The following is a 25,153-nucleotide window of genomic DNA, read 5'->3' as shown; positions in this document are numbered from 1 at the left end:
TGAGACATACACAGCCCGAGCCCACCCGCTACGGCGTACCAGAACCGCCCCGCAAGGGCGGTTTTTTTCGCCTGCGAATTGACCGTCAGCCCAGTGCCAGCGCTCCGGCCTTGGCCACCTGCGCGTCCTGCTCGGCCTTGACCCCGGAGACGCCGATGGCGCCGATCACCTGGCCGTCGAAGACAATCGGCACGCCGCCCTCGAGCGACGTCAGCAGCGGTGCCGACAGAAAGGCATGGCGGCCGCCGTTGACCATGTCCTCATAGCCTTTTGATTCGCGCCGGCCAAGCGCGGCGGTGCGGGCTTTTTCCGTGGCGATGTAGGCGCTGATCGGCGATGCGCCGTCGAGGCGTTCGAGGGCCAGGGGATGGCCGCCGTCATCCACCACGGCGAGGCTCACCGGCCATTGGTTGTGCAGCGCCTCGTTGCGCGCGGCATCGAGGATCTTGCGGATTTCCACCTGACTCAGAATGGCTTTGCTGTTCATCACCGTGCTCCATTGACGCGGGCGGGCATGGCCGCGTCGACCAGTTCGATCCAGTGGCGCACCGGCGTGCGCCCGGCGCCGTCAAGGTGTGATTGACAGCCGATGTTGGCGGTGACAATCAGTTGCGGATGACCGCTTTCCAGGGCATTGAGCTTGTTGTCGCGCAGTTGCCGCGCCAGTTCCGGCTGGGTAATCGAGTAGGTGCCGGCCGAGCCACAACACAGGTGGGCGTCGGGCACGCTGGTGAGGTTGAAACCCAGGCGCGTCAACAACGCTTCGACGGCGCCGCCGAGCTTTTGCGCATGCTGCAAGGTGCACGGGCAATGGAACGCCAGGCGTTGATCGCCGTGCACGCCGAGGGTCTCCAGCGGTTCGTCGCGCAACACTTCCACCAGATCGCGGGCCAGGGCGCTGACTCGCCTGGCCTTGTCGGCATAGGTGGGGTCGGTACTGAGCAAATGGCCGTAGTCCTTGACGAAAGCACCACAGCCGCTGGCGGTCTGCACGATGGCTTCGGCACCTTGTTCGATGGCCGGCCACCAGGCGTCGATGTTGTGGCGGGCGCGGTCGAGGCCGGCAGCCTGCGCATCGAGGTGATAATCCACCGCGCCGCAGCAACCGGCCGCGCGTGCCGGTGTGACGCTGATGCCCAGTCGATCGAGTACCCGCGCCGCCGCCGCATTGGTATTAGGTGACAGCCCCGGCTGCACGCAGCCTTCGAGCAGCAGCACCTGACGTGGATGGTGGGTGACGGGACGCGGCGCGGCAGCCGGGGTGCTGCGTGGCAACTTCGCCTGCAGCGGCCCCGGCAGCAACGCGCGCAAGACCTGGCCGCTGCTGACCAGGCTCTTGAACAGAGCAGGGTTGGGTACCACGCTGCGCAAGCCCTCGCGCAGCAGGCGCTGACCGAGTGAGCGCGGCACGGCGGCGTCGACCACTGCGCGGCCGATATCCAGCAGGTTGTGATAGTCCACACCGGACGGGCAGGTGGTTTCGCAATTGCGGCAGGACAGGCAGCGATCCAGATGCTCCTGGGTCTTGCGTGTCACCGCCTGGCCTTCGAGCACCTGTTTGATCAGATAGATGCGCCCGCGTGGGCCATCGAGTTCATCGCCGAGCAGTTGATAGGTCGGGCAGGTCGCATTGCAGAACCCGCAGTGCACGCAGCTACGCAGGATGCTTTCGGCCTCGGCGGCGCGCGGCAGTTGTTGTGATTGGGGGCTGAGAGTGGTTTGCATGGTTCACAGCTCCGCGTACAGACGGCCCGGGTTGAAGATGCCCCGCGGGTCGAGCTGGCGCTTGAGGTTGCGCTGATAGTGCAGCAGCGCGGGCGGCAGGGGCTGGAAGGGGTCGTCGAGCAGCCCGTGGCTGTAGCACGTCGCATGGCCACCGACCTCGCCGACTACTTTGCGGATAAACGCCGCTTCGGCCGCTGACTTGAGCCAGCGTTGGGCGCCGCCCCAGTCGAGCAATTGCGGCCCCGGCAAGGCCAGGGGCGGCGTGTTGTTGGGCACCGACAGCCGCCACAGTGGCTGATCTTCGTTGAAGAAGCCCAGGCGCTGCTCATTCAGGTCGGCCCAATAGCCCGCCTCCAGCAACTCGCCACCGAGGCGATCATGCGCTGCCGTCACCGAACCTTCGCCGCCCTCCAGACGCAGATGCAGACGCTCGCCATCGTGGCACGCCGCACTGATGGGCAACGGCTGCTGGCCCCATTCGGCCAGGCGCTGCAGGGCGCGCTCGCTGCTCATCGGCAGACTGATGCTCAGGCACTGGCGCGGTTTGGGCAGCACCTTGAGCGAGACCTCGGTGATGACCCCGAGCGAACCGAAACTGCCGGCCATCAGGCGCGACAGATCGTAACCGGCGACGTTCTTCATCACCTCGCCGCCGAAGCGCAGATGCTTGCCGTAGCCGGTGATGATGCGCGTACCGAGGACGAAATCGCGTACCGCGCCAGACCACGGCCGGCGCGGCCCCGACAAGCCGCTGGCCAGCATGCCGCCAACGGTGGCGTCGTCGGCGAAGGCCGGTGGCTCGCAGGGCAGCATCTGCTGCGCGGCGTCGAGCACGGCGAGCAACTCGGCCAGCGGCGTGCCGCAGCGCACCGTCACCACCAGTTCGGTCGGGTCGTAACTGACGATGCCGCGATGGTTGCGGGTGTCGAGAATTTCGCCGGCGCCGATGCGCCCGAGGAAGGCCTTGCTGTTCGCTCCCTGGATGCGCAGCGGCGTGGCATTTTCCAGGGCCTGGTTCACCTGTTCGAGCAGCGCTGCGCTGTCGTCGAAATCCGCTGCGTTGCCCATCAAAAGCGCTCCAGTTCAGGGAAGGGCAGTTGCCCGCCGTGTACGTGCATCGCACCGAATTCGGCGCAGCGGTGCAGGGTCGGAATATTCTTGCCGGGATTGAGCAGGCCACCGGGGTCGAACGCCGCTTTGACGGCATGGAACAGGGTCAGCTCGTCGCTGTTGAACTGCGCGCACATCTGGTTGATTTTCTCCCGGCCGACACCGTGTTCGCCGGTGATGCTGCCGCCGACGCTGACGCACAATTCGAGGATCTTGCCGCCGAGGGCTTCGGCGCGGGCGAGTTCGCCGGGTTGATTGGCGTCGAACAGGATCAGCGGGTGCATGTTGCCATCGCCGGCATGAAAGACGTTGGCAACCCGCAGGCCGTAGTCGGAGGACAACTGCGCAATGGCGTGCAGCACGCCCGGCAATTCGCGGCGGGGAATGGTGCCGTCCATGCAGTAATAGTCCGGCGACAAGCGGCCCACCGCCGGGAAGGCATTCTTGCGGCCGGCCCAGAAGCGCACGCGCTCGGCTTCGTCACGGGCCTGGCGCACTTCGCTGGCACCGGCCTGTTCCAGCACCTGGCGGACGCGGTCGCAATCGTCGTGGACATCGGCTTCGACGCCGTCGAGTTCGCACAGCAGAATCGCTTCGGCATCCACCGGATAGCCAGCGTGAATGAAGTCCTCGGCGGCGCGGATCGCCAGGTTGTCCATCATTTCCAGGCCCCCGGGAATGATCCCGGCCGCGATGATGTCGGCGACGGCGCGGCCTGCCTCCTCCACCGAGTCGAACGCGGCCAGCAGCACTTTGGCGGTCTGCGGTTTGGGCAGCAGTTTGACGGTGACTTCGGTAATCACCCCGAGCATGCCTTCGGAGCCGGTGAACAGGGCGAGCAGGTCGAAGCCGGGAGAATCGAGGGCGTCGGAGCCGAGGGTCAGGTGCTCGCCGTCGACGGTGAGGATGTCGACCTTGAGCAGGTTGTGCACGGTCAGGCCGTACTTGAGGCAATGCACGCCGCCGGCGTTTTCCGCCACGTTGCCGCCGATCGAACAAGCGATCTGCGACGACGGATCCGGCGCGTAATACAGGCCGAACGGCGCCGCGGCCTGGGAAATCGCCAGGTTGCGAACCCCGGGCTGAACCCGTGCGGTGCGGGCGGCGGGGTCGATGTGCAGGATCTGATTGAAACGCGCCATCACCAGCAGCACGCCTTTCTCCAGGGGCAGGGCGCCGGCGGACAGTCCGGTGCCGGCTCCCCGGGCGACCACCGGGACCCGCCGTTCGTGGCAGAGGCGCAGCACGCCTTGCACTTCCTCGATGTGCCGCGGCAATACCACCAGCAACGGCGTGGTGCGGTAGGCGGAGAGACCGTCGCATTCGTACGGTCGCAGCTCTTCCTGCTGGTGCAGGACCTCCAGCACCGGCCACTGTTCGTGCAGCGCCTGCAACAGCGCGGCCCGGTCGACGTCCGGCAGCACGCCGTCGACGCGTTCATCGTAGAGAATGTTCATGATCGGTGGACGGTCCTCCATTTGTTGTTATCAGAGGTATTCCCGTGGGCAGCTCCCCCATCATTGAGCTGCGCGCACCGTTGAGTAAAGCTCGCTATTCGATTCGCGGGTGCTGTTGGACCAAATGCTCACGCTTGGCCTGCAGCTCGGCGATTTCGTTATCGATGTCTTCGATCTTCTGCTCGATGTTGTCGTGATGCTCCTGCAGCAGCTCGCGGGCTTCTTCCAGGTCGGACGCCGCTGGCGCTGCGCCGCGCAGCGGCTTGTTCGCGGTTTCCTTCATGGTCACGCCGGTGATCAGGCCGACCAGCGCAATCACCATCAGGTAATAGGCCGGCATGTACAGGTCTTGCGTGGCTTCTACCAGCCAGGCCACGGCCGTCGGCGTCAGGCCGGCGATCAGCACCGAGACGTTGAAGGCGCTCGCCAGGGCGCTGTAGCGGATGTGCGTGGGGAACATCGCCGGCAGGGTGGAGGCCATCACGCCGATAAAGAAGTTGAGCAGCACCGCGAGGATCAGCAGCCCGGAAAAGATCAGGCCGAGCTTGCCGCTGTTGATCAGCATGAACGCCGGAATGGCGAGGATGAACAGGCCGATGCTGCCGCAGATGATGAAGGGGCGCCGACCGATCTTGTCACTGACGAAGCCGATCATCGGCTGCACGAACAGCATGCCGACCATGATCGCGATGATGATCAGCACGCCATGGTTTTCGCTGTAGTGCAGGTTGTGGGTCAGGTAGCTGGGCATGTAGGTGAGCAGCATGTAATAGGTGACGTTGGTCGCCGCCACCACGCCGATGCAGGTCATCAGGCTACGCCAGTGCTTGGTCGCGACTTCCTTGAACGACACTTTCGGACCACCGGCCAGGCCTTCGCGGTCACCTTGCTCAAGCTTCTCGACATGCTGCTGGAACGCCGGCGTCTCTTCGAGTGCGTGACGCAGATAGAGGCCGATCATGCCCAGCGGCAGGGCCAGGAAGAACGGCAGGCGCCAGCCCCATTCCTCGAATTTCTGGTCGCCAAGAATCGTCGAGATCAGCACCACCACGCCGGCACCGAAAACGAAGCCGGCGATGGAGCCGAAGTCGAGCCAGCTGCCGAGGAAGCCGCGCTTGCGGTCCGGGGCGTATTCGGCGACGAAGATCGAGGCGCCGGTGTACTCGCCGCCGACCGAGAAGCCCTGAGCCATCTTGCACAGCAGGAGCAGGATCGGCGCCCAGATGCCGATCGAGGCATACGAGGGAATCAAACCGATGGCGAAGGTGCTGAGCGACATGATGACAATCGTCGCCGCGAGGACTTTCTGCCGCCCGTACTTGTCACCCAGCGCGCCGAAGAACAGGCCGCCCAGCGGCCGGATCAGGAAGGGCACCGAAAAGGTGGCCAGCGCGGCGATCATCTGTACGCCGGGATCGGCGCCGGGGAAAAACACTTTGCCCAGCACATAGGCGACAAAGCCATACACGCCAAAGTCGAACCATTCCATGGCGTTGCCCAGTGCCGCGGCGGTGATCGCCTTGCGCATCTTGGCGTCGTCGACAATGGTGATGTCCTTCAACCCGATGGGATTGACGCGGTTTTTACGTGATTTCATCCTGGTCACTCTGTAGCTGATCGGTCTTGATGCAAGCCGCCTGGCCCCGTATGACGCGGGCCAGAGCGGTTTGTCTGGGTCGATGCCATCTAATTGATGGCACGGCTTCTTTCAGATCAGATACAAGAGGACACGAAAAAATTCACAGCCCGCGGTCATTTTTCTTGACGACGCCGCGGCTCACTGTGCCCGGTCAAAGCGGAAGGATGCGCCGTATGCCGAGTCCGGCAGGTGACTGGCGCCATCGTCGCGCAAACTCGAGCGGAAAGTGCCGCGTTGCGGTTCGGTGCGATACAGGCCGCGTTTCTGCAGTTCGGGAATGATCAGTTCGACGAAGTCTTCCAGGCTGCCAGGGCTGATCAGCGGATTGAGCATGTAGCCGCTGGTGCCGGAGATTCGCGCGTGCTCTTCGATGCGTTCGGCGACCTGCTGCGGCGTGCCGACCAGGATCAGGTCGCTGCCCCGGGTAACGCTGGCGAAACGCTGTTTGACGTCCCCGGCGGTCAGCGGCTTGCCGCTGCCATCGGGGCGCATCACGTAGGAGGTCAGGCCTTCGGTGTGCGTCGAGAGCGCGTCGCCGTCGGCGTAGCGGCTGATGTCGATGCCGGTGTCGCCGGCGTAGCTGACCAGTTGCGCCTGCAGGTGATAGTTGCTCTGCAATTCATCGTATTTGCGCTGCGCTTCGATTTCGGTTTTTGCAGTGACGATGCGCAGTACGGTCAGCGATTTCACGTCCTGCCGTTGCCGGCCGCGCGCCTCGGCCTTGGCCCAGATGTCTTCCAGGCCCTGGCGGATTTCCTGCGGGTTGGACTTGGCAATGAAGATCAGCTCGGCGTGCTTGGCGGCGAATTCGCGGCCGCGCCCCGACCAGCCGGCCTGGATCAGCAGCGGCGTACGCTGCGGCGAGGGCGAAGTCAAATGCGGCCCGGCGACCCGGTAATGCTCGCCCTCATGGTTGATCGGCCGTACCCGCTCACCTCGGGCATAGAGCTGGCGAGCCTTGTCGGCGACCACGGCGTCGTCGGCCCAGCTGCCTTCCCAGAGTTTGTACACCACGTCGAGAAACTCTTCGGCACGTTCGTAGCGGTCATCGTGCTTGATCATCTGCTCCAGGCCGAAGTTGCGCGCGGCGCTGGACAGGTACGAGGTGACGATATTCCAGCCGACCCGGCCATTGGTCAGGTGGTCGAGGGTGCTGAAACGCCGCGCGTGGGTGAACGGATGCTCGTAGCTGGTGGTGACGGTGACGCCGAACGCCAGATGCTCGGTGAGCGCCGCCAGTGCCGGGATGATCATCAAGGGATCGTTGGCCGGCGCTTCCACCGCCCATTTCATCGCCGCATCGGCATTGCCGCCGAACACGTCGTAGAAGCCCAGCACATCGCCAAAAAACAGCATGTCGAGGTGTGCCTGGTCGGCGATTCTCGCCAGGTTCGACCAATAGCCCAGCGAGTTGATGCGCAGGCGCTCATCCGCCGGATGGGTCCACAGGCTGGGCGCACCACCGCAGCCGACGCTGGCTTGTTCGTAGAGTGCAAACAACAGAGGTTTTCGATCGGACATCGTGGTTCCTGCAACAAAGTCGTGATTCGGGACGGGGGTCAGCGTTGCTGCTTGAAGCCTCTGCCGTAATGGCGTTCGAGGCGGTGCTGGATCAATTCGAGGCCGATGGACAGCAGCCAGTAAATCACCGCTGCAGTGGTGAGCATTTCGATGTAGCGGTAGGACGAGCGGCCGTACGACTGCGCGAGGAACATCACTTCCCAGACGCCCATGACCGAAATCAATGAAGAGTCCTTGAGCATTGATATGAACTGGCTGGTGGTCGGCGGAATAATCGTGCGCATGGCCTGCGGCAGAATGATGTGCAGGAACGTCGCCGCCGGCTTCAGCCCGAGTGCCGCCGCCGCTTGCCGTTGACCGGGGGCGACGGCCTGGATGCCGGCGCGGAAGATTTCACTCAGATAGGCGCCGTAGTTGAGCGACAGCGCGATGATCCCGGCGCTGATCGCCCCCGGTACGACGCCCAGTTGCGGCAGGCCCAGATAGATCAACAGGATCTGGATCAGCAACGGCGTGCCGCGAAAAAAGGAGGCGTAGAAGCTGGCGATGCCGAACGCCACGGCGCTGCGTGACAGGCGCGCCAGTGCGGTGACAAAACCCAGCAGCAGGGAAATCCAGATCGAGCACAAGCAGAGGAAAACGGTCAGCGCCGCGCCCTGCAGGAAACCGTTCGGCCCCAGGCGCAGGCCGACCAGGTTCGGCCACTTGTCGAGAATGATCGAAAATTTCAGGTCGAAGCTCAGGAAGAACAGCACGCACACGCCGAACAGCGCCGCCCAGGTCAGGTACAGCCGCGTGCGAAAGCCGAACCACTGACGCCAGCGCTGCGCCCGGGGTTCGGCGGCCAGTGCCGTTTTGGCTGGATGAGGATTGAGGGCTGTCATTGGCTGATATCGGCGCCGATCCACTTCCTGGAGAGCTTGCTCAGGGTGCCGTCCGTCTTGAGCTGCGCGACGACGTCGGCGACCTTGGCGTTCCACTGTGGATCGCCTTTCTCTACCGCGACGACGTTCGGTTCGGCATACAGCGTGTCACCGGCGATCTTGAAGCGCGGATCCTGGGCGATGCGTTCGCGCGCGGTGATCAGGTTGGTGACCATGGCATCCAGACGTACGCCTGTGCCCAGGGCAAGGTCCTGGAAGGCCACCGTTTCGTTGTCGTACGGCGCGACCTGCACACTGTCGAACGGATAGTGCAACGGTCTGTCTTCGGCGCCTTCGATGACCAGATCCTTGTTCAGGTAGGCCTCGTAGGTCGAGGCGCTGATCACGCCGACTTTCTTGCCCGACAGGTCCTTGCCGGCGGTGATGTTGTTGTCGTTGGCGTTGACCACAATCACCGCCGGTGACTGGTAGTACTCGACGGGGAAATCGAACACTTCGGCGCGGGCCTTGCTCGGAGTCATTGAGCACACGCAGATGTCGTAGCGCCCGTTCCAGTGGCCCGCGGCAATCACGTCCCACGACGGCGTTTCCAGTTGCAACTTGAGGCCCAGGCGTGCGGCCACGGCTTTGGCCACGTCGACGTCGAAGCCGTCGAGCTGGTTCTGTTCGTTGAGGAAGGAGAAGGGCGGGTAACTCTCCATCAGCACGCCGGTCAGCACACCCTTTTCAGTGACCCGGTCGAGAATCGGCCCGGCGAATGCGGCGGAGCAACTGGTGGCCAATGCCAGGCCGAGGGTCAACAGTGCCGAGGTCTTCACGTACAGGTGCTCCAATCAGATAAGTTCTGATTAGATTAAAACGCACTATAAAATTTGTTTGTACTTTGTTTTTTGCATATCAAGCTTGCTGGGGGCTATATCGATTGGTCGCTACTTGCGCAGTTGCGCCGGACTGACCCCCAGCCGCTGACTGAAGGCACTGGTCATGTGCGCCTGGGAGTTGAAGCCGCAGGCCAGGGCGATCTGGGCGAGGCTGGCGGTCGAATCGCGCAACAGCGCCCGGGCCCGGGCGAGGCGGCGGTCGATCAGATAACTGTGCGGGCTCTGGCCGGTGGCGCTCTTGAACGCGCGCATGAAAAAGCCCTCGGACAAGCCCAGCACCTGCGCCATCGCCTGAATGCTCAGCGGGCCTTCGAGGCCGGCATCGATGAACTCGTCGAGCAGGCGCATGCGGCTGCGGGTGAGCGAACCGCGCGGGGGTGTCTGCGCTGCGCTGGCCTGCGCGCGCTCCGCCAGGGCCAGCGCCCAGGCTTCACAGTCATCCTCGCCGGGGCGCAGCAGGGCGCGGCGCAGGTGCAGGGCGAGCAGGGTGGCTTGCGGATCAATACGATTGTTGAAGGCGGCATCCCCCGGCAAAGGCCTGCCGTCGCTGCGAATGACCCGCAGGTATTCACCACCTCGAGGCGACTCGGACAGCACGTCACACCCAGCGGGGACGAAGGCCAGCCCGTTGGGCAGGGCCTCGAACGGGCGCACCCGGTCGCTGCCGATGGCATGCACGCCGCGCTGGCTGTCGAAGGCAAAACCGATCGCCGATTGCGTCGCCACGTAGCGGGTCGCGTAGGCGGCGCCGGGTAGCAGCTCGATCGTCCACGGCCCGGCCTCGACACGACGTATCGTTGCTTCACGGGGCGGGGCAGGCGGACGCTTGTGCTGGCTCATGCAACGCATAGTAGTGAAGTGCGCGGGCAAAAGTCAGGTCAGTTTTTTGAAAGCCGACATGCCGTCCGGGGGCTAAGGTGCGGCAAAGCCTCAGGAGGATGAGCGATGTACACACTGACTCTCGACGATCTCGAACAAGCCGCCCGCCAGGTGTACCGGGTGATGCCGGCGACCGCCCAGTACCGCTGGCCATTGTTGGCCGAACGGCTGGGTTGCACGGTGTGGGTCAAGCACGAGAACCACACGCCGACCGGTGCTTTCAAAGTGCGCGGTGGCATCACCTTCATGCACTGGCTGCGCCGCGAATTCCCGCAGGTCAAAGGCATTGTCTCGGCGACGCGCGGCAATCACGGCCAAAGCCTGGCGTTGGCCGCCAGTGCCGCGGGGTTGAAGGCGTTGATCGTGGTGCCGCAGGGCAATTCGCTGGAAAAGAACAACGCCATGCGCGGCTTTGGCGGCGAAGTGGTCGAGTACGGCGAGGATTTCGACGAGGCCCGCGAAGAGGCCGCGCGCCTGGCGCACGTGCACGATCTGTATCTGGTGCCGCCGTTCCACACCGAACTGGTCAAGGGGGTGGCGACCTATGCTTTGGAGCTGTTCAGCGCGGCGCCCGATCTGGACACGGTCTACGTGCCGATCGGCTGCGGCTCGGGTATCTGTGCGGTGATCGCCACCCGCGACGCATTGGGCCTGAGCACCGAAGTGGTGGGCGTGGTATCGACCGAAGCGGCGGCGGCAAAGTTGTCGTTCGAAGCCCGGGCCATCTGCGAGACCGCATCGGCAAACACCTTCGCCGATGGCCTGGCGGTGCGCAAGCCGATTGCCGAGGCGTTCGACATTTACGGCGCGGGGGCGGCGCGGGTCGTCGCGGTCAGCGAGGAGGAAATCGCCGCAGCCATGCGCGTGTACTACAGCGATACCCACAACCTCGCCGAAGGGGCCGGGGCTGCGGCACTGGCGGCCTTGATGCAGGAACATGGACGGATGCTGGGCCGAAAGGTCGGGGTGATTCTTTCCGGGGGCAATGTCGATCGCTCGGTGTATGCGCGGGTGATTGGCTGACTGCGCCGCGCCGCTGTCCAGGCTGGATGCGTACCCGGTGCCGGCCCTGGTTCCGCATCCGCGGCGATAGCGGGCGGACTCCGTCCGGCACGGTTGTTCGCCAGAGAGGGCGCGACCAATCAACCCTTCGCCGCGCTGACAATGACCTCCACCAACAAGCGCGGATCCGCCAGTTTGGCCTCGCCACAGGCCCGTGCCGGTGCATGGCCTTCGGGCACCCAGGCATCCCACACGGCGTTCATCGCTGCGAAGTCGCCCATGTCGGCCAGCCAGATGGTGACTTGCAGCAAGTCTTGCCGTGACGCCCCGGCCTCCGTCAGCAGGGCGTCGACGCGGGCCAGGGCGTCGCGGGTCTGTCCGGCAATGTCGTGGCGGGTTTCGCCGACCTGGCCGGCCAGGTACACCGTATTGCCGTGGATGACGATCTGGCTCATGCGCTGGTTGCCGTGTTTGCGCTCGATGGTGGGCATCACATAGTTCTCCTGTGGGGCGACTCAGAAACGTTGCACGGAAAAGTGCTCGAGCCAGGCGGGTGCCTTGCCGGCGATGCAGTCGGCGACCAACTGGCCGGTGGCACCGGCAAGCGTCAGGCCCAGGTGTTGATGGCCGAAGGCATAGATCAGCCGTGGCTCGTTCGGTGACGCGCCGATGACGGGTAACGAGTCCGGCAGCGAGGGGCGAAAGCCCAGCCACTTGCGCGCCACCGGTTCGGTCAGGCCGAGAACCTGGCGTACACGGCTCTCCAGGTAGTCGAAGCGCCGGGGGTTGGCCGGGTCGTTGATCGATCCGAGTTCCACCGTGCCCGCGACCCGCAGGCGCCCGGCCATTGGCGTCATGTAGAACGCGCTTTCCACCGGACAGCAAGGGCGGTTGAGCAGGGTGTCCTGCAGGTCGAACTCGATGTGGTAACCGCGCTCGGTATCCAGCGGAATGTGATCACCGACTTGCCGCGCGAGCGCCGCCGACCAGGCACCGCCACACAGCACGACCCTGTCGGCACGGTAGGTCTGGCCTTCGCCACTGCGCAGCTGCAGGCCATCGCCCTGGCGTTGCAGGGTGGTGATGGTGGCTCGATGCAGGGCGCCTTCGGCCACCAGCGGCGCCGCCAGTGCCTCGATGAAGGCGCGAGGGTCATCCATGTGCGAGGACTCGGGAAACAGGATGCCGGCCACGGCCTTGCCTGCCAGTGCGGGTTCCAGTTGTGCGACATCGGCGGCATTGAGCACCTGCTGGGCGATGCCCAATGAGCGCCGCAGTTCGATGGCGGCCTGGGCATTGGCGAAGCCGTGCTCGCTGCCGTAGGCATAGATGCAACCGTTGTGACGCAGATGGCGATCGGCTGCGGGACTGTCGGCCAGCAAGGGCGCGTAGCCGCTGTAGGTGAGTTGCAGGATCTGGCTCAAGGCCCGCGTGTTGACCTCGCAGCGCGAGGGCCGGCATTCATTGAGAAAGCGCAGCAACCAAGGCATCAGTTGCGGCAGGCGCGCCCAATTGATGACGAAGGGCGAATCCTTCGAAAACAGCAGCGACGGAATCGCTTTCAGCAACGAAGGCTGGGCAATCGGCATCACGCCATAAGGGGCCAGGGTGCCGGCGTTGCCATAGGACGCCCCGGCGGCAATCGCCTCGCGCTCCAGCAACAACACCCGGTAGCCCTGGCGACGCAGCCAGAGTGCGCTGGCGACACCCACGACGCCTGCGCCGATAACGGCAATTTCACAATGAACGGGCTGTGTCATGTCCTCAGATCCGGTTGTGCATATAGAGATGTCCCTGGCGGGCCAGCTGACTGATTACGCCAAGCGCCTTGACCAGCTGCGCCCGTGACAGGGCAGCCGAGATATTGATGCGGACCGCTTGCGGCGACAGTTCCGGACGCAGGGTGAAGGCGCCCCCCGCGAGCAACACCACGCCGCGCTCCTGGCACAGACGGGCGAAGCGCGAGCCGGTCCAGGGTTGCGGCAACACGAGCCAGGCATGAGTGCCCGTCGCACTGTGCTGGAATTCCAGACCGTCGAGATGCGTGGCCAGCAAGGCCTGGCGGCTGCGCAATTCTTCGCGCTGTTCGGCGACCAGTTGCTCGGCGTGTCCGTCCTCGATCAGGCGGGTGGCGATCAGCGCCGTCAGTGGCGAGGTGCTCCAGCAATCGATGCGTTGCATCGCGGCGATGTCCTGCACCAACGGTTGGGGAGCCATGACAAATCCCATGCGCAGGCCCGGGGCGATGCACTTGGACAGCGCCGAAATGTAGATCGTCCGTTCCGGCAGCAGCGCGGCGAAGGCCGGCGGTGACTGATCCAGCAACGGTCGGTACACATCGTCCTCGATCACCAGCAGGTTGGTTTCGCGAATCACGCTCGCGAGCTCTTCGCGACGCCCGGCATCGAGCGTAATCGCGGTCGGGTTATGGATCGACGGCACCAGAAACAGCAGCCGTGGCTGGTGTTCGGCACACGCCGCCCGCAGTGCATCGGGTGACATGCCCCGCGCATCGGCATCGACGCCGACCAGAATCAGGCCGAGCGAGCGGCACAGGGCGTTGATGCCTTGGTACGTCACGCTGTCGGCCAGCACGGTGTCGCCGCTGTTGGTCAGGCTGCGCAGGGTATTGGCAATGCCGTGCTGGGCACCTTCGACAATCAGCATCTGGCTGGCCTGTGCCTGCACGCCGGTGTGACGCAACCATTGCGCGGCGGCTTCGCGGGCCCAGAGCGGGCCTTCGGACGGGTGATAGTCCTTCATGTCGGTAAAGCGCGGATCGCCTGAGAGCTTGGGCAGCAACTGCCCCAATACGCGATTGAAACCGTCGGTGGCCGGGCGATTGACGCTCAGGTCGACGGTACCCGGATCATTGCTCGGCGCAGATTGAAACTGCGCCGCCGGATGCCGTGGCTGGGCGACCTGGGTGCCGCGACCGGGGCGGCTTTCGACCAGGCCTTTCTGTTGCAGCACCGCCATGGCTTTGGTCACGGTGGTGATATTGACCCCCAGTGCGCTGGCGAAATCGCGGTGCGGTGGCAGACGTTCGCCCGGCTTGAGCCGGCCGTTGCCGATCGCCTCGGCCAACGAGTCGGCCAACTGCGCATAAAGCGTTTCTGCCTTGTCTCGTTGCAAGGCTGCACCAGCCTTGAGTTCGTCCAGCAGTTGTTCGAATTGACTCATGATGCTTTATCCCTGCTTGTCATGCTTGCAGCAAGACAATAAGCAAATTTGTATTGCTTTTTATCCGATACAACGCCCATTGACAAGCTAAAAAACCGTGATTAGTGTGTAAGTTGTAATGCTTGTCATGCAACACAATAAGAAAATAGCTGCCATGCCGCAGTTAAACGGGTACGCACATGACTATCAAACCGTTCCGGCCGGGTTCGATCCCGGCTTGCAGACACCACCAAGCCCTGCGCCAGACAGCTGGCGGCACAGAGTATCCGGTGTGTTGTCCCCCTCACGCAAAGTCTTCGATGAAATTGTCTGGTCGGTCGACCTCATCCATTACTGCGCAGGTCTTGCCATGAACAACGTTCAGCCAAACCAGAACCAGGCTTCTCGCCAACGCCTCAGCGGGGCGTTGCGCCAGCGTCACATCACCATGATTTCCCTGGGCGGGATCATCGGCGCCGGACTGTTCGTCGGCAGCAGTGCCACGATTCAGGCGATCGGCCCGGCCGCTTTCCTCAGTTATCTCGCTGCCGGCATCGTGGTCATGCTGGTGATGCGCATGTTGGGTGAAATGGCCGTGGCGTTGCCCGGTGTCGGGTCCTTTACCGAATACGCCCGGATTGGCCTGGGCAACTGGGTCGGGTTCACCAGCGGCTGGTTGTACTGGTATTTCTGGGTGATTGTGGTGGCGGTGGAAGCGGTGGTCGGCGCCAACATCCTCGAACAATGGATAGCGCTGCCCGCCTGGGTGATCGGTCTCAGCCTTCTGGCCGTGATGACCGCGATCAACTGCCTGTCGGTGAAGTCCTATGGCGAATTCGAATACTGGTTCGCTTCGCTGAAAGTCTTCGCGATCATCGTGTTTATTTTCGTCGTCGGCGCCTACCTGTTCGGATTCGCGCCGAGCACTGGCGCGCTGCTGGGTAATCTGGTGAATGACCGCGGCTTCATGCCGTATGGCGTGAGCGCGATTCTGGCTGGCGTGCCGACGGTGATTTTCGCCGTCGGCGGGGCGGAGATCGCCACCATCGCCGCTGCCGAATCGGACGACCCCTCGAAGAACGTGGCGAACATGACCCGCTCGGTGATTTTCCGCGTCATCACGTTCTACGTCGGCTCGATCTTCCTGATTGTCTGCGTGGTGCCCTGGGGGCAGATCGTGGCCGGGCATTCGCCGTTCGTGGCGGCGCTGGACGTCATGCGCATTCCGGGCGCGGCAATGATCATGCAGGCGGTGGTGCTGGTGGCGGTGTTGTCGGCACTGAATTCAGGGTTGTATGTGTCTTCGCGGATTCTCTTCGGCCTCAGTCAGCGGGGCGACGCGCCGGCGCAGCTGGCAGTGCTGACCGCACGCAAGGTGCCCAGGGCAGCGGTGCTGCTCAGCAGTGTGATCGGTTACATCGCGATCATGGCGGCGATCATTTCGCCGCAGGGAGTGTTCCTGTTTCTGGTCAATGCTTCCGGGGCCGTGATGCTGTTCGTGTACCTGGCGGTGGCGCTGGCGCAGATCAAGGTTCGACGCCAGGTCGAAGCCACGGCGCCGAGCCGGCTGACCCTCAGGATGTGGCTGTTTCCCTGGCTGTCCTATGCTGTGGTGGCAGTCATTGCGGGCGTTCTGGTCGCCATGGCATTCCAGCAATCGCTGCGTACCCAGTTCCTCGCCAGCCTGGTCAGTCTCGGCGTGGTCTCCGCGGCGTATTGGCTGCTCAAGCGTCGTCGCCAGCAGACCCCCACAGCGCATGTCAGCGCGATCGACATCCTCGCGGGCCTGTCGACGCGTTCGTGAATCCCGGAAGCGTTCGAGCCAGGGACGGCAATGGAGTGGTAAGGCTTGTACCGGTCAACACAATAAATTTGCCAACAGGTGACCTATGTCCGATTTCAAGTTTGCTCCCCAGGGTTTTTCTCGGCGCGGATTGCTCAAGGCTGCCGGCTATGGCTCATTGGCGGCACTGGTCGCCAGTGCGACCGGGCCGATGTCCTTCGCGTTAGCCGCCGACAAGCCGATCAAGACCGTGCGCCCCGGCTACCTGACCGCCGCCTGCCTGGGCGATATGCCCTTGGGCGCGTTGCGCGAAGGTGTGCCGATCGGCACCGATCTGGAGTTGCTCAAACTCATTGCCGACCGCCTCGAACTCAAGCTCGATGTGCTGACCATGGGCTTCCCGGCGGTGGTCGAGGCGGTGCGCTCCGGGCGTGCCGACTGGTTCGGTGGCAACTTCGCCTGGAATCCGATGCGTTCGAAGATCCTGCTGCTCACCGACCCGGTGTTCTACACCGGCGCCTACGTGATCATGCGCGACAGCGAGCCGTTCCAGACCTCGATCACGGTCAACGATGTGAAGGGCCGTACCATCGGCGCCATCACCGGTTACTTCACCATCCCGGACATGAAGAAAATCGACGGTGTGAAGGAGGTCAAGCTTTACGACAACACCGATTCCTGCCTGCGCGACGTGCGCGCCGGGCGCCTGGATTTTGCCGTGCTGGACGCCCCGACCATCGACTACATGATCCTTCAGGATCCCAGTCTCAAGCTCAAGCAGATCCCCATGGCCTACGACGAGAGATTCCCCAGCCTGACCGCCAAGTTCGAGGCGATCTGGGGCGTGCATCCGCAGAACCAGGATCTGTTCGATGGCGTCAACCAAGGGCTGCGCTGGTTGAAGGCGACGGATCAGATCCGCCCGATCCTGGCCAGGTACGGGATCAAGAATCCGGATTACCTGGTGCCACCGGCCAAGGACCCGCGGATCGGCGTCGACCGTGACGAGCAGGGCAATCTCATCGGCCCGTTCGAACATGCGCCGCGTGATTTCAGTCAGGCCTTTGCCTGAGTCGTCTTGTCATTCACTTACGGACATTGCTCATGGCTGAATCCACTCCACTGGTGCGCATCGAAGGACTGTACAAGTCCTTCGGTAGCCTGGACGTTCTCAAAGGCATCGACCTCAATGTGCAGCAGGGCCAGAAAATCTCGCTGATCGGGCCCAGCGGCTCGGGCAAGACCACCTTGCTGCGTTGCGTCAATTACCTGGAAGAGCCGACCCGCGGTGACATCTACATCGATAACGCACTGATCGGCCAGCGCCTGGTCGGCACGCGCAAGGTGCCCATGAGCGACAGGGAACTGGCGCGGATGCGCACCGGGATCGGCATGGTGTTCCAGCGCTTCAATCTGTTTCCGCACCTCTCGGTGCTGGAGAACATCATCCTCGGTCCGCTCAGGGTCCAGCAGCGCGAACGCCGTGAGGCGGTGGCGATGGCCGAGGACCTGCTGAACAAAGTGGGCATGTTCGCCAAGCGTGACGTGTACCCCGAGCAACTGTCGGGCGGCCAGCAACAGCGTGTCGCCATTGCCCGGGCCCTGGCGATGCGGCCGAAGCTGATGCTGTTCGACGAAGCCACTTCGGCGCTCGATCCGGAACTGGTCGGCGAAGTGCTTGGGGTGATGCGCAAGCTCGCGGAGGAGGGCATGACGATGATTATCGTCACCCACGAAATGCACTTCGCCGAGAGCGTCTCCGATCAGGTGATCTTCATGGCCGACGGCAATATCGTCGAGCAGGGGCCGCCGCGGCAGATCTTCCGCGAGAGCCAGGTCGAACGCACTCGTTCTTTCATTCGTGCCGTGCAGGAGCATTGATCGATGATCGATTCCGCTGCCCTGCACAAAGCCCTCGAGATGCTGCCGTACTTTTTGCACGTGCTGGGCATCGGCGCCTTGACCACAGTTGGCCTGACGGCCGCCGCGTTCGTCGTGGCAGCCGTATTGGGCTTCTGTCTGGCGCTGATGCGCCTGTCGCGCAGTCGGTTGCTGAGCCTGATCGCCAGTGTCTATCTGGAGATTTTCCGTAACATTCCGATCCTGACCCAGCTGTTCATCCTGTACTTCGGCCTGACCTACATCGGCATTACCCTGCCGGCGGTCGGTGCGGCGATCATCGGCTTCGGCCTGAACGGCGCGGCGATCCTGTCCGAGGTGTTCCGTTCAAGCATCCGCACCATCGACCGCGGGCAAAGCGAAGCGGCATGGTCCATCGGCATGACGCGATCGCTGGCGATGCGCATCATCGTGCTGCCCCAGGCCTTCAAAGTGGCCATTCCGGGGATGGCCAACTTTGCCATCGGCCTGCTCAAGGACACCTCGCTGGCCTCGGCAGCTGCCGTGCCGGAGCTGACCTTCAAGGCGAAAATGCTGGTCAGCGAGACGTACCAGACCAACCTGATCTACTTCCTGCTGGCCATGATCTACCTGATCCTGAGCCTGATGCTTTCGCATTGGGCCGCTCGCACCGAGCGCCGCCTCAACGTCGTCAAGGAGCATTGACATGGGTTATGGCGAGTTGTGGGAAGCCACGCATGTCGAGCTGCTGTCGGCGGCGTGGGCGACGCTTCAATTGGCCTTCGGCGCGCTGGTGATCGGCCTCATCGTCGGCTTGCTGGTGGCGCTGGCACGTCTCTCGGGGAGCCGGCCGCTGCGGCGTGCGGCGTTGATCTACATCGAGGTGTTCCGCGGCACCCCGGCTCTGGTGCAGCTGTTCATTGTCTATTTCAGCCTGAGCGAAATCGGCGTGCAGTTCAGTTCGTTCCAGGCGGCGATGATCGGCTTGGGGCTGAATGCGGCCGCCTACCTGTCGGAGATCTACCGTGCGGGACTGGAGGCGGTGCCCAAAGGGCAGGTCGAGGCCGCGAAGGCGATTGGCATGCCGCGTCTCAAAGTGCTGCGCTGGGTGGTACTGCCGCAGGCCATTCGCATTGTTCTGGCGCCCATTGGCAATGTGGCGATCTCGCTGTTGAAGGACACTTCGGTGGCGTCGCTGATCGCCGCGCCGGACCTGATGCTGCGTGCCCAGGATCTGAGCTCGGTGTACTTCATGCCACTGGAGATCTACATCCTGGTCGGCGCGATTTACTTCGTGCTGTGTTATCCGCTGTCGCTGGGCGTGCGATTACTGGAGCGCAAGACCCGGCATTGAGGCCTGGGGTCGTCGGTGCTGGCGCGACGCCCCCGCGTTCAAGTCAGGGCAAACGGCAGGCGCTCCTTGAACCAGTTGATGGCGTGGGCCTTGAAGGCTTCGGCGGGTGGTGTCAACGGATAGCGCTGGTCGCAGGCGAGGACGATACGCTGGGTCGGCAGCGCTTCCCGGATCGCCCGGCAGACCAGCGGCTGGCCGTCGTAACTGTGGTCACCGAAGGGCCGGGTGTAGGTCAGCGCCACGCCGAAGCCATTGGCCACAAGGCTGCGCTGAAACTCGAAGCTGCGTGCGCGCTGGACGCTGTGCGGCGTCAGTCCGTGGACATTGAACAGGTCCAGCACATGCTGGGCGCTGTGGATCTGCTCCGTCACCACCAAGTTGCACTCGGCGAGTGCGTGCAGGCTGACCCGGGTTTCGCCGGCCAGCGGGTGATCGGCCGCCAGCAGGGCGTGGGCCGTCAATTGGCACAGCGGGGTGCGCTGCACATTCGGCGGTAACCCCAGGTCGTAGGTCAGTGCCAACTCGAGAGCGCCCTCGGCGAGGCGCTTGCCGAGGTATTCGAAGTCGCCCTCATGCATCTCGACCGTGACCTGTGGATGGTCATGGTGCACGCGCCTGAGGATCTGCGGCAGGCAATACGGCGCCAGATCCTCGTAGCAGCCCAGCACCAGCTCCCCGGAAAAGTCGCTGCTGTCGGTGCCGATATCAGCAAAGCTGCGGGCCTCGGCCATGACCCGTTTGGCCCGAGCCATGACGGTGCGACCGAAGGGCGTCAGCGACACGCCGAGACCGCGCTGGCGCACGAACAGCGGTTGCGCGAACAGCGCCTCCAGTTCGCTGATGGCGGTGGAGATCGAGGGCTGGGAAACGTGCAACTCTTCGGCGGCCAGCGTGAGGTTGCCATGCTTGGCGGCGGCGAGGGCGTAACGCAGTTGACGCAGGCTGAACTTCATAAGGTTTTCTTCGGTGATAGATCAATACATATTATTTTATCCTTTCTGAGTGTCATGAAATATTGGCCCTGCGACCACCTTTATTTCTGCCGACGGGAGTTTCAGGTCATGACACGCAGTGCTTACACCCTTGATGAAAAAGACATCGAAGCTTTCCAGCGCGACGGGGCAGTCTGCCTGCGCGGAGTGTTCAGTGACTGGATCGAAACGATCGCCGCCGGTGTCGAGCGCAACCTTGCCGAACCGGGCGTCTATGCCAGTCGCTATGTCGAGCCGAACGACCAGCCGGGCGGCTTCTTCGATGACTACTGCAACTGGCAGCGGATCCCGGAATTCCGCGCCATGGTCGAGCAATCTCCGGCCGCCGCTGTCGCTGCCGCCGTGATGCGTTCGAAGTCGGCACAATTCTTCCATGACCATGTGCTGGTCAAGGAGCCGGGCGCGCAGAAAGCCACGCCCTGGCACCAGGACATTCCCTACTACTTCGTCGAAGGCAACCAGCACGTCAGCTTCTGGATCCCCGTGGACCCGGTGCGCGAGTCGACATTGCGTCTGCTCGCCGGCTCCCATCGCTGGGAGAAGGGCATCAAGCCGGTGCACTGGGCCGATCAGAGTGATTTCTACAAGGGCGTCGACGGCTACCGAGACGCGCCTGACCCCGACTCGGAGGAGGGCATGCAGGTATTGGAATGGGAGATGCAACCGGGCGACGCGGTGCTGTTCGATTTCCGCACCGTGCACGGCGCCAGGGGCAATGCGTCGGCGCAGCGGCGACGGGTACTGTCGCTGCGCTGGCTCGGCGACGACATACGCTATCTGGAGCGTCCGGGACGGACGTCTCCGCCGTATCCAGGGCATGCCATGCAGACCGGGCAACGGCTGCGGGAAGACTGGTTTCCAACGATTTACCCAGGCGTTTGAGATTGACCCAGAGGCCGGGTGTGCACCGTTCAGGCGCACACCCGTGCCGCCATCGTCCAGTCACTGTGTTGGAGCGTGCGATTGTGAATAGCAAAAAGAATCTGCTGGCCTCACTGCTAACCCTCGGTGTCCTTGCGGGCAGTGCGACGAGCCAGGCCGCCGATTGGTGCGAGTCGGGCAAACCGGTGAAATTTGCCGGGCTCAATTGGGAAAGCGGCATGTTCCTGACCGACGTCTTGCAGGTGCTGCTCAAGACCGGCTACGGCTGTGCCATCGACACGTTGCCGGGCAACTCGATCACCATGGAAAGCGCCTTGAGCAGTAACGATATTCAGGTGCTGGCCGAGGAGTGGGTCGGGCGTAGCGAGGTCTGGAACAAGGCCGCGGACACCGGCAAGGTGGTGGGCGTCGGCGCCCCGATCATCGGGGCCACCGAAGGCTGGTACGTGCCGCGTTATCTGGTCGAAGGCGACAGCCAGCGCAATATCAAGGCCAAGGCCCCGGAGTTGAGAAACATCGCCGACCTGAACCGCTACGCCGCACTTTTCAAGGATCCGGAAGAGCCGGGCAAAGGCCGTTTCTACAACTGCCCGGCCGGTTGGACCTGTGAGCTGGAAAACAGCGAGATGCTCAAGCGCTATGGCCTGGAAGCGAGCTACACCAACTTCCGCCCGGGTACCGGGCCGGCGCTGGATGCGGCGGTCCTGTCGAGCTACAAACGTGGCGAACCGATCCTGTTCTACTACTGGTCACCGACGCCGTTGATGGGCCAGGTCGATCTGCTCAAATTGCAGGAGAAGCCCGGCGTCGATAAAAAGATCAGCATCCAGGTCGGACTCTCCAGCGTGTTCCATCAACAGGCACCGGAGTTGGTCGCGGTACTGGAAAAGGTCAACCTGCCGATCGATCTGTTGAACCAGAACCTGGCGCGGATGAGCAAGGAACACATCGACTCGGCGAAACTGGCGAGGATGTTCTTCAAGGAGCACCCGGAAATCTGGCACACCTGGGTCAGCGACGCGGCGGCGAAAAAAATCGACGCATCGCTGTAGTCGTTCGCACAGCACGGATGCCCCTTGATCTGGCGCTGGAACGCTCATGTCGACAGGGCCTCGCGGCGTATCCCCGTGCGCCCTGAAGCTTGCACTTTGCTGATAACGCTCAGCGTCCTCGCGGGCTGGGCTCATCGCCGATGCAGTCAGGCTGGTTGGGGCCGATGTTGATCATCACCGCGGAGACGTTGGGATCGTCGCGGTAGCCCCAGTCAATCGGGCCGCCATCGCTGACCAGGTCATAGATTGCGCTTTCACCCAGCAACTGGCCGTTGCGGTGATCGTACAGGCGAAAGAATGCCGGCACTTCCCAACGCACGAACCAATGGGTCTGTTCCTGTTCATCCGGGTGCGACATGGGGTGAAAGAAACCGGGCAGTACCCAGAACGGCTTGAATACCTGCACGCGGTAGCAGCCATTGGGGCTGATGATGGGCGCGCCCGATGGCTTGGCCAGGGCCTTTTCCCACCACTGTGACGCGGCCCACAGCGCGGCGCACAGCACAATCAGCATGAATGCTCGCGAACGGATAAGGTTTTTCATGCGTGCGGTCCTTGCTGGAGATTGTCTGTGAGACGCGGCTGCCCGGACTCGCCGTCGCCTTGGCCGATCGCCGGCAAGCTATGCAGAAATGCGTCAATCCGGCGTTTCCCGCGCAGGTGCAGCACCGGGACGTGTGGCCCGCTGGCCAGGCGTATGTGCTCGATGCCGGGCCGATAGCCACGGTCGAAATTCCACACGAAATGCAGAAAGGTCAGAAACGCTCGATCGAGCTTTTCCTTGCAGCCCGGCGCAAGGTCGGCACGCGGGCGGTTCATCACGCTGCGCAGGAGCACCCGGGTGAAACAGACGAGGCGCGGGGTATCGAGCCAGATGATCAGGTCGGCGCGAGGCAGGCGCAGGTCAAAGGTGCGTCGTGCGTAGTTGCCTTCGCAAATCCACGCGTCGCTCGCCACGGCTGCGCCAACCTGGGTGCGGAACTGCTCGGCGTCGGGCTCGACCCAGCCGGGTTGCCAGAACAGCGCGTCGAGGTGAATCACCGGCACGCGCAGGCGCTGGCCAAGCGCCCGGGCGAGGGTGGATTTGCCGCTGCCGGCATTGCCCAGAATTACAATCCGTTGCATGAAGACGTCCTGTCGCGCAAAAAGCCGGCAATTGTGCAGGTTCTGCGGGGCGGGTTAAAGGCCGGGCGTGGAAATAAGTGTTGGCGCCTTATTGTGCTTGTGATCGGTCGCGCCTAGCGCTTATAAGAGCCACTTTTACTCCCGAATCAAAGGATGCAAAGCATGAGCAGTGCCTGGAACGAAGGGTATTTCACCGACGAAGGCTACACCTACGGGTATAGCCGGGAAATCAATCCGGTTTTCCAGCGCTACTGCCTGTTGCTGCGCGGTTACAGCAGTCTGGAAAACCCTGATGGCGTGCACTGCGAACTGGGTTTTGGCCAGGGCGTGTCGATCAACATCCATGCCGCGGGCAACCCGGGCTCCTTCGTTGGCACGGACTTCCATCCGGGCCACGCGGCGCATGCCCGTGCGTTGGCGAACGACTGGGGCAGCGATGCCCGGCTGTACGATGACAGCTTCGAGCAACTGCTGGCGCGCACCGACCTGCCGCAGTTCGACAGCATCAGCCTGCATGGCATCTGGACCTGGGTCAGCCGCGACAACCAGGCCCTGATCGTCGAGTTCGCCCGCCGGCATCTCAAGCCAGGTGGCCATTTGTACGTCAGCTACAACTGCTTCCCGGGCTGGTCGCCGTCGGCGCCGTTGCGCAATCTGTTCAGCCTGCATGATCGCTTTGCCTCGCAGCCGGCTGCCCGGCCGGCCGAGCGGATTGACGCCGCGCTGCAATTTTCCGAGGCGCTGTTGGCGGCCAATCCCAAGTACGCGAGCGCCGCGCCGAACCTCGGCGCCAAGCTGCAAAGCGTCAAGGGCCAGGATCGCCAGTACGTCGCCCATGAATACTTCAACCGTTCCTGGGACTGCATGTACTTCGCCGATGTGGTCGATGCCCTGGCGCCGGCCAAACTCGACTACGTGACCACGGCGGTGCCGCTGGATGCGGTGGATGCGCTCAACCTGAGTGCCGAAGGCACGGCCTTCCTCAACACTGTCGCGCATCCGGTCATGCGCGAGCAGGCGCGGGATTACTTCGTCAATCAGCATTTCCGTCGGGATCTGTATGTGCGCGGCGCCAACCGCTTGTCCGCCGCCGAACACCGCGAGCGCATGCTCAGCAGCCGTTTTGTCCTGCTGCAGGTCGCCGAAAGCGTGCCCGACAGCGTCACGGGCCCGGCAGGGGCTGCCTCGCTGCAGGCCGAGATCTACACGCCCTTGCTCGCAGCGCTGGCCGCCGAGGACTACGTGCCGAAAACCTTGCGGCAATTGTCGGCCGCCGTGCCGTCGTTGCCTTATGCCGACGTGGAGCAGGCGATCAACGTGCTGATCGGTATGAGCGTGTTGGCGCCGTGCCAGAGCGAGGCCGCCGAGAAGCTGGTGGTACCGCGCTGCAACACCCTCAACCTGCAACTGTGCCGACGCGCGCTGTACAGCAACCGGATCCAGGTGCTGGCCAGCCCCGTCACTGGCGGCGGCGTACTGGTCAGCCGCTTCCAGCAACTGTTCCTGATCGCGATCAAGCAAGGCCGCAAACACCCCGCCGAATGGGCGCAGCTGGCCTGGGGCATCATCGGCGGTCAGGGCGAAGGCCTGCTCAAGGACGGCAAGGCGCTGACCACGGCCGACGAGAACCTGGCTGAACTGACGGAGCAGGCCCAGGCCTTCGCCGAAAAAAACCTGGTGATTCTGCTGGCCCTGAAAATCATTTAAGCGATGGCGCGGCGTGCGGGCGGGGCTGGCTGGACGCCTGCCACCGCGCGCGCCTGCCACGGCGACCGTGCCGGCCCCCACGCCGTCGTTGTATTGCGTGCTGAATGCATATTAGATTCAGCGGATCACATCACATCA

24 protein-coding genes are annotated in these 25,153 nt (G+C 63.5%); 9 read left to right on the top strand and 15 right to left on the bottom strand.

Going from position 1 to position 25,153, the window contains the following annotated elements:
- Positions 1-85: 85 nt before the first annotated feature.
- The 9 genes from QRN70_RS04115 to QRN70_RS04075 all read right to left on the bottom strand — a co-directional run bounded on the left by QRN70_RS04115 (position 86) and on the right by QRN70_RS04075 (position 10,066).
- Positions 86-487, bottom strand: coding sequence for a heme-binding protein (locus QRN70_RS04115; RefSeq protein WP_285415937.1), 402 nt, complete (start codon positions 485-487; stop codon positions 86-88).
- A complete protein-coding gene (gene glcF, locus QRN70_RS04110; protein ID WP_285415936.1) occupies positions 487-1,725 on the bottom strand; it encodes a glycolate oxidase subunit GlcF in 1,239 nt (412 codons plus the stop codon). Before glcF ends, QRN70_RS04115 begins: the two co-directional genes overlap by 1 nt.
- 3 nt (positions 1,726-1,728) lie before the next feature.
- Positions 1,729-2,793: a glycolate oxidase subunit GlcE gene (gene glcE / locus QRN70_RS04105; protein WP_285415935.1), complete on the bottom strand. Its 1,065-nt coding sequence runs from the start codon at positions 2,791-2,793 to the stop codon at positions 1,729-1,731.
- A complete protein-coding gene (gene glcD / locus QRN70_RS04100; RefSeq protein WP_285415934.1) occupies positions 2,793-4,292 on the bottom strand; it encodes a glycolate oxidase subunit GlcD in 1,500 nt (499 codons plus the stop codon). Before glcD ends, glcE begins: the two co-directional genes overlap by 1 nt.
- Before the next feature lie 94 nt (positions 4,293-4,386).
- Positions 4,387-5,889, bottom strand: coding sequence for a glycine betaine/L-proline transporter ProP (gene proP, locus QRN70_RS04095; protein ID WP_285415933.1), 1,503 nt, complete (start codon positions 5,887-5,889; stop codon positions 4,387-4,389).
- 180 nt (positions 5,890-6,069) lie between these two features.
- Positions 6,070-7,452, bottom strand: coding sequence for an LLM class flavin-dependent oxidoreductase (locus QRN70_RS04090; RefSeq protein WP_285415932.1), 1,383 nt, complete (start codon positions 7,450-7,452; stop codon positions 6,070-6,072).
- 38 nt (positions 7,453-7,490) lie between these two features.
- Positions 7,491-8,336: an amino acid ABC transporter permease gene (locus QRN70_RS04085; protein ID WP_285415931.1), complete on the bottom strand. Its 846-nt coding sequence runs from the start codon at positions 8,334-8,336 to the stop codon at positions 7,491-7,493.
- Positions 8,333-9,154, bottom strand: a complete 822-nt coding sequence (locus tag QRN70_RS04080) for a transporter substrate-binding domain-containing protein (protein ID WP_285415930.1) — start codon at positions 9,152-9,154, stop codon at positions 8,333-8,335. Before QRN70_RS04080 ends, QRN70_RS04085 begins: the two co-directional genes overlap by 4 nt.
- Before the next feature lie 111 nt (positions 9,155-9,265).
- The gene (locus tag QRN70_RS04075; RefSeq protein ID WP_285415929.1) at positions 9,266-10,066 is read right to left on the bottom strand and encodes a helix-turn-helix transcriptional regulator; all 801 of its coding nucleotides are present in this window, start codon (positions 10,064-10,066) and stop codon (positions 9,266-9,268) included.
- Between the two features lie 96 nt (positions 10,067-10,162).
- Between QRN70_RS04075 and QRN70_RS04070 the strand changes: the two genes are divergently transcribed.
- The gene (locus QRN70_RS04070) at positions 10,163-11,119 is read left to right on the top strand and encodes a threonine dehydratase (RefSeq protein ID WP_285415928.1); all 957 of its coding nucleotides are present in this window, start codon (positions 10,163-10,165) and stop codon (positions 11,117-11,119) included.
- A 119-nt stretch (positions 11,120-11,238) separates the two neighbouring features.
- Here QRN70_RS04070 and QRN70_RS04065 read toward each other — a convergent pair whose 3' ends face one another.
- From QRN70_RS04065 to QRN70_RS04055, 3 genes are read right to left on the bottom strand one after another with little or no spacing between them, the layout of a single operon-like run.
- Positions 11,239-11,589, bottom strand: a complete 351-nt coding sequence (locus QRN70_RS04065; protein ID WP_285415927.1) for a RidA family protein — start codon at positions 11,587-11,589, stop codon at positions 11,239-11,241.
- 24 nt (positions 11,590-11,613) lie between these two features.
- Positions 11,614-12,858, bottom strand: a complete 1,245-nt coding sequence (locus QRN70_RS04060; protein ID WP_285415926.1) for an NAD(P)/FAD-dependent oxidoreductase — start codon at positions 12,856-12,858, stop codon at positions 11,614-11,616.
- A 4-nt stretch (positions 12,859-12,862) separates the two neighbouring features.
- Complete coding sequence (locus tag QRN70_RS04055; RefSeq protein WP_285415925.1) at positions 12,863-14,281, bottom strand: aminotransferase-like domain-containing protein; 1,419 nt, start codon at positions 14,279-14,281, stop codon at positions 12,863-12,865.
- A 349-nt stretch (positions 14,282-14,630) separates the two neighbouring features.
- Here QRN70_RS04055 and QRN70_RS04050 point away from each other — a divergent pair, with 349 nt between their 5' ends.
- The 5 genes from QRN70_RS04050 (at position 14,631) to QRN70_RS04030 (ending at position 19,257) form a co-directional block, all read left to right on the top strand.
- Positions 14,631-16,064, top strand: a complete 1,434-nt coding sequence (locus QRN70_RS04050; protein ID WP_095669312.1) for an amino acid permease — start codon at positions 14,631-14,633, stop codon at positions 16,062-16,064.
- An 85-nt stretch (positions 16,065-16,149) separates the two neighbouring features.
- On the top strand, positions 16,150-17,115 hold the full coding sequence (locus tag QRN70_RS04045; RefSeq protein ID WP_285415924.1) for an ABC transporter substrate-binding protein: 966 nt from the start codon (positions 16,150-16,152) through the stop codon (positions 17,113-17,115).
- A gap of 32 nt (positions 17,116-17,147) precedes the next feature.
- Entirely contained in the window at positions 17,148-17,924 is a 777-nt protein-coding gene (locus QRN70_RS04040; protein ID WP_285415923.1) for an amino acid ABC transporter ATP-binding protein, read from the top strand.
- 3 nt (positions 17,925-17,927) lie between these two features.
- Positions 17,928-18,608: an amino acid ABC transporter permease gene (locus QRN70_RS04035; protein WP_285415922.1), complete on the top strand. Its 681-nt coding sequence runs from the start codon at positions 17,928-17,930 to the stop codon at positions 18,606-18,608.
- 1 nt (position 18,609) lies between these two features.
- Positions 18,610-19,257 (top strand): amino acid ABC transporter permease, encoded by a 648-nt coding sequence (locus tag QRN70_RS04030; protein WP_285415921.1) that lies wholly within the window; start codon positions 18,610-18,612, stop codon positions 19,255-19,257.
- A 38-nt stretch (positions 19,258-19,295) separates the two neighbouring features.
- Here QRN70_RS04030 and QRN70_RS04025 read toward each other — a convergent pair whose 3' ends face one another.
- Positions 19,296-20,210 (bottom strand): LysR family transcriptional regulator, encoded by a 915-nt coding sequence (locus QRN70_RS04025; RefSeq protein WP_285415920.1) that lies wholly within the window; start codon positions 20,208-20,210, stop codon positions 19,296-19,298.
- Between the two features lie 108 nt (positions 20,211-20,318).
- On the opposite strand from QRN70_RS04025, the gene QRN70_RS04020 reads away from it, so the two are divergent.
- Both QRN70_RS04020 and QRN70_RS04015 read left to right on the top strand, forming a co-directional pair.
- Positions 20,319-21,131, top strand: coding sequence for a phytanoyl-CoA dioxygenase family protein (locus tag QRN70_RS04020; RefSeq protein WP_285415919.1), 813 nt, complete (start codon positions 20,319-20,321; stop codon positions 21,129-21,131).
- Between the two features lie 83 nt (positions 21,132-21,214).
- The gene (locus tag QRN70_RS04015; protein WP_285415918.1) at positions 21,215-22,183 is read left to right on the top strand and encodes an ABC transporter substrate-binding protein; all 969 of its coding nucleotides are present in this window, start codon (positions 21,215-21,217) and stop codon (positions 22,181-22,183) included.
- A 109-nt stretch (positions 22,184-22,292) separates the two neighbouring features.
- Here QRN70_RS04015 and QRN70_RS04010 read toward each other — a convergent pair whose 3' ends face one another.
- Together QRN70_RS04010 and QRN70_RS04005 are read right to left on the bottom strand one after the other, a co-directional pair.
- Positions 22,293-22,727: a hypothetical protein gene (locus QRN70_RS04010; RefSeq protein WP_285415917.1), complete on the bottom strand. Its 435-nt coding sequence runs from the start codon at positions 22,725-22,727 to the stop codon at positions 22,293-22,295.
- Positions 22,724-23,308 (bottom strand): P-loop NTPase family protein, encoded by a 585-nt coding sequence (locus QRN70_RS04005; protein WP_285415916.1) that lies wholly within the window; start codon positions 23,306-23,308, stop codon positions 22,724-22,726. Before QRN70_RS04005 ends, QRN70_RS04010 begins: the two co-directional genes overlap by 4 nt.
- A 162-nt stretch (positions 23,309-23,470) precedes the next feature.
- Between QRN70_RS04005 and QRN70_RS04000 the strand changes: the two genes are divergently transcribed.
- A complete protein-coding gene (locus tag QRN70_RS04000; protein ID WP_285415915.1) occupies positions 23,471-25,015 on the top strand; it encodes a methyltransferase regulatory domain-containing protein in 1,545 nt (514 codons plus the stop codon).
- Positions 25,016-25,153 lie beyond the last annotated feature (138 nt).

Source organism: Pseudomonas sp. efr-133-TYG-5, assembly GCF_030209175.1.
In the GTDB taxonomy this organism is placed as follows: domain Bacteria; phylum Pseudomonadota; class Gammaproteobacteria; order Pseudomonadales; family Pseudomonadaceae; genus Aquipseudomonas.
This window is presented reverse-complemented; position numbering and strand designations above follow the sequence as displayed.

Excerpts from the sequence above, each read along its gene's own strand:
- QRN70_RS04115 (WP_285415937.1), bottom strand. The coding sequence starts at position 487 with ATGAACAGCAAAGCCATTCTGAGTCAGGTGGAAATCCGCAAGATCCTC.
- glcF (WP_285415936.1), bottom strand. The coding sequence starts at position 1,725 with ATGCAAACCACTCTCAGCCCCCAATCACAACAACTGCCGCGCGCCGCC.
- glcE (WP_285415935.1), bottom strand. The coding sequence starts at position 2,793 with ATGGGCAACGCAGCGGATTTCGACGACAGCGCAGCGCTGCTCGAACAG.
- glcD (WP_285415934.1), bottom strand. The coding sequence starts at position 4,292 with ATGAACATTCTCTACGATGAACGCGTCGACGGCGTGCTGCCGGACGTC.
- proP (WP_285415933.1), bottom strand. The coding sequence starts at position 5,889 with ATGAAATCACGTAAAAACCGCGTCAATCCCATCGGGTTGAAGGACATC.
- QRN70_RS04090 (WP_285415932.1), bottom strand. The coding sequence starts at position 7,452 with ATGTCCGATCGAAAACCTCTGTTGTTTGCACTCTACGAACAAGCCAGC.
- QRN70_RS04085 (WP_285415931.1), bottom strand. The coding sequence starts at position 8,336 with ATGACAGCCCTCAATCCTCATCCAGCCAAAACGGCACTGGCCGCCGAA.
- QRN70_RS04075 (WP_285415929.1), bottom strand. The coding sequence starts at position 10,066 with ATGCGTTGCATGAGCCAGCACAAGCGTCCGCCTGCCCCGCCCCGTGAA.
- QRN70_RS04070 (WP_285415928.1), top strand. The coding sequence starts at position 10,163 with ATGTACACACTGACTCTCGACGATCTCGAACAAGCCGCCCGCCAGGTG.
- QRN70_RS04065 (WP_285415927.1), bottom strand. The coding sequence starts at position 11,589 with ATGCCCACCATCGAGCGCAAACACGGCAACCAGCGCATGAGCCAGATC.
- QRN70_RS04060 (WP_285415926.1), bottom strand. The coding sequence starts at position 12,858 with ATGACACAGCCCGTTCATTGTGAAATTGCCGTTATCGGCGCAGGCGTC.
- QRN70_RS04055 (WP_285415925.1), bottom strand. The coding sequence starts at position 14,281 with ATGAGTCAATTCGAACAACTGCTGGACGAACTCAAGGCTGGTGCAGCC.
- QRN70_RS04050 (WP_095669312.1), top strand. The coding sequence starts at position 14,631 with ATGAACAACGTTCAGCCAAACCAGAACCAGGCTTCTCGCCAACGCCTC.
- QRN70_RS04045 (WP_285415924.1), top strand. The coding sequence starts at position 16,150 with ATGTCCGATTTCAAGTTTGCTCCCCAGGGTTTTTCTCGGCGCGGATTG.
- QRN70_RS04040 (WP_285415923.1), top strand. The coding sequence starts at position 17,148 with ATGGCTGAATCCACTCCACTGGTGCGCATCGAAGGACTGTACAAGTCC.
- QRN70_RS04035 (WP_285415922.1), top strand. The coding sequence starts at position 17,928 with ATGATCGATTCCGCTGCCCTGCACAAAGCCCTCGAGATGCTGCCGTAC.
- QRN70_RS04030 (WP_285415921.1), top strand. The coding sequence starts at position 18,610 with ATGGGTTATGGCGAGTTGTGGGAAGCCACGCATGTCGAGCTGCTGTCG.
- QRN70_RS04025 (WP_285415920.1), bottom strand. The coding sequence starts at position 20,210 with ATGAAGTTCAGCCTGCGTCAACTGCGTTACGCCCTCGCCGCCGCCAAG.
- QRN70_RS04020 (WP_285415919.1), top strand. The coding sequence starts at position 20,319 with ATGACACGCAGTGCTTACACCCTTGATGAAAAAGACATCGAAGCTTTC.
- QRN70_RS04010 (WP_285415917.1), bottom strand. The coding sequence starts at position 22,727 with ATGAAAAACCTTATCCGTTCGCGAGCATTCATGCTGATTGTGCTGTGC.
- QRN70_RS04005 (WP_285415916.1), bottom strand. The coding sequence starts at position 23,308 with ATGCAACGGATTGTAATTCTGGGCAATGCCGGCAGCGGCAAATCCACC.
- QRN70_RS04000 (WP_285415915.1), top strand. The coding sequence starts at position 23,471 with ATGAGCAGTGCCTGGAACGAAGGGTATTTCACCGACGAAGGCTACACC.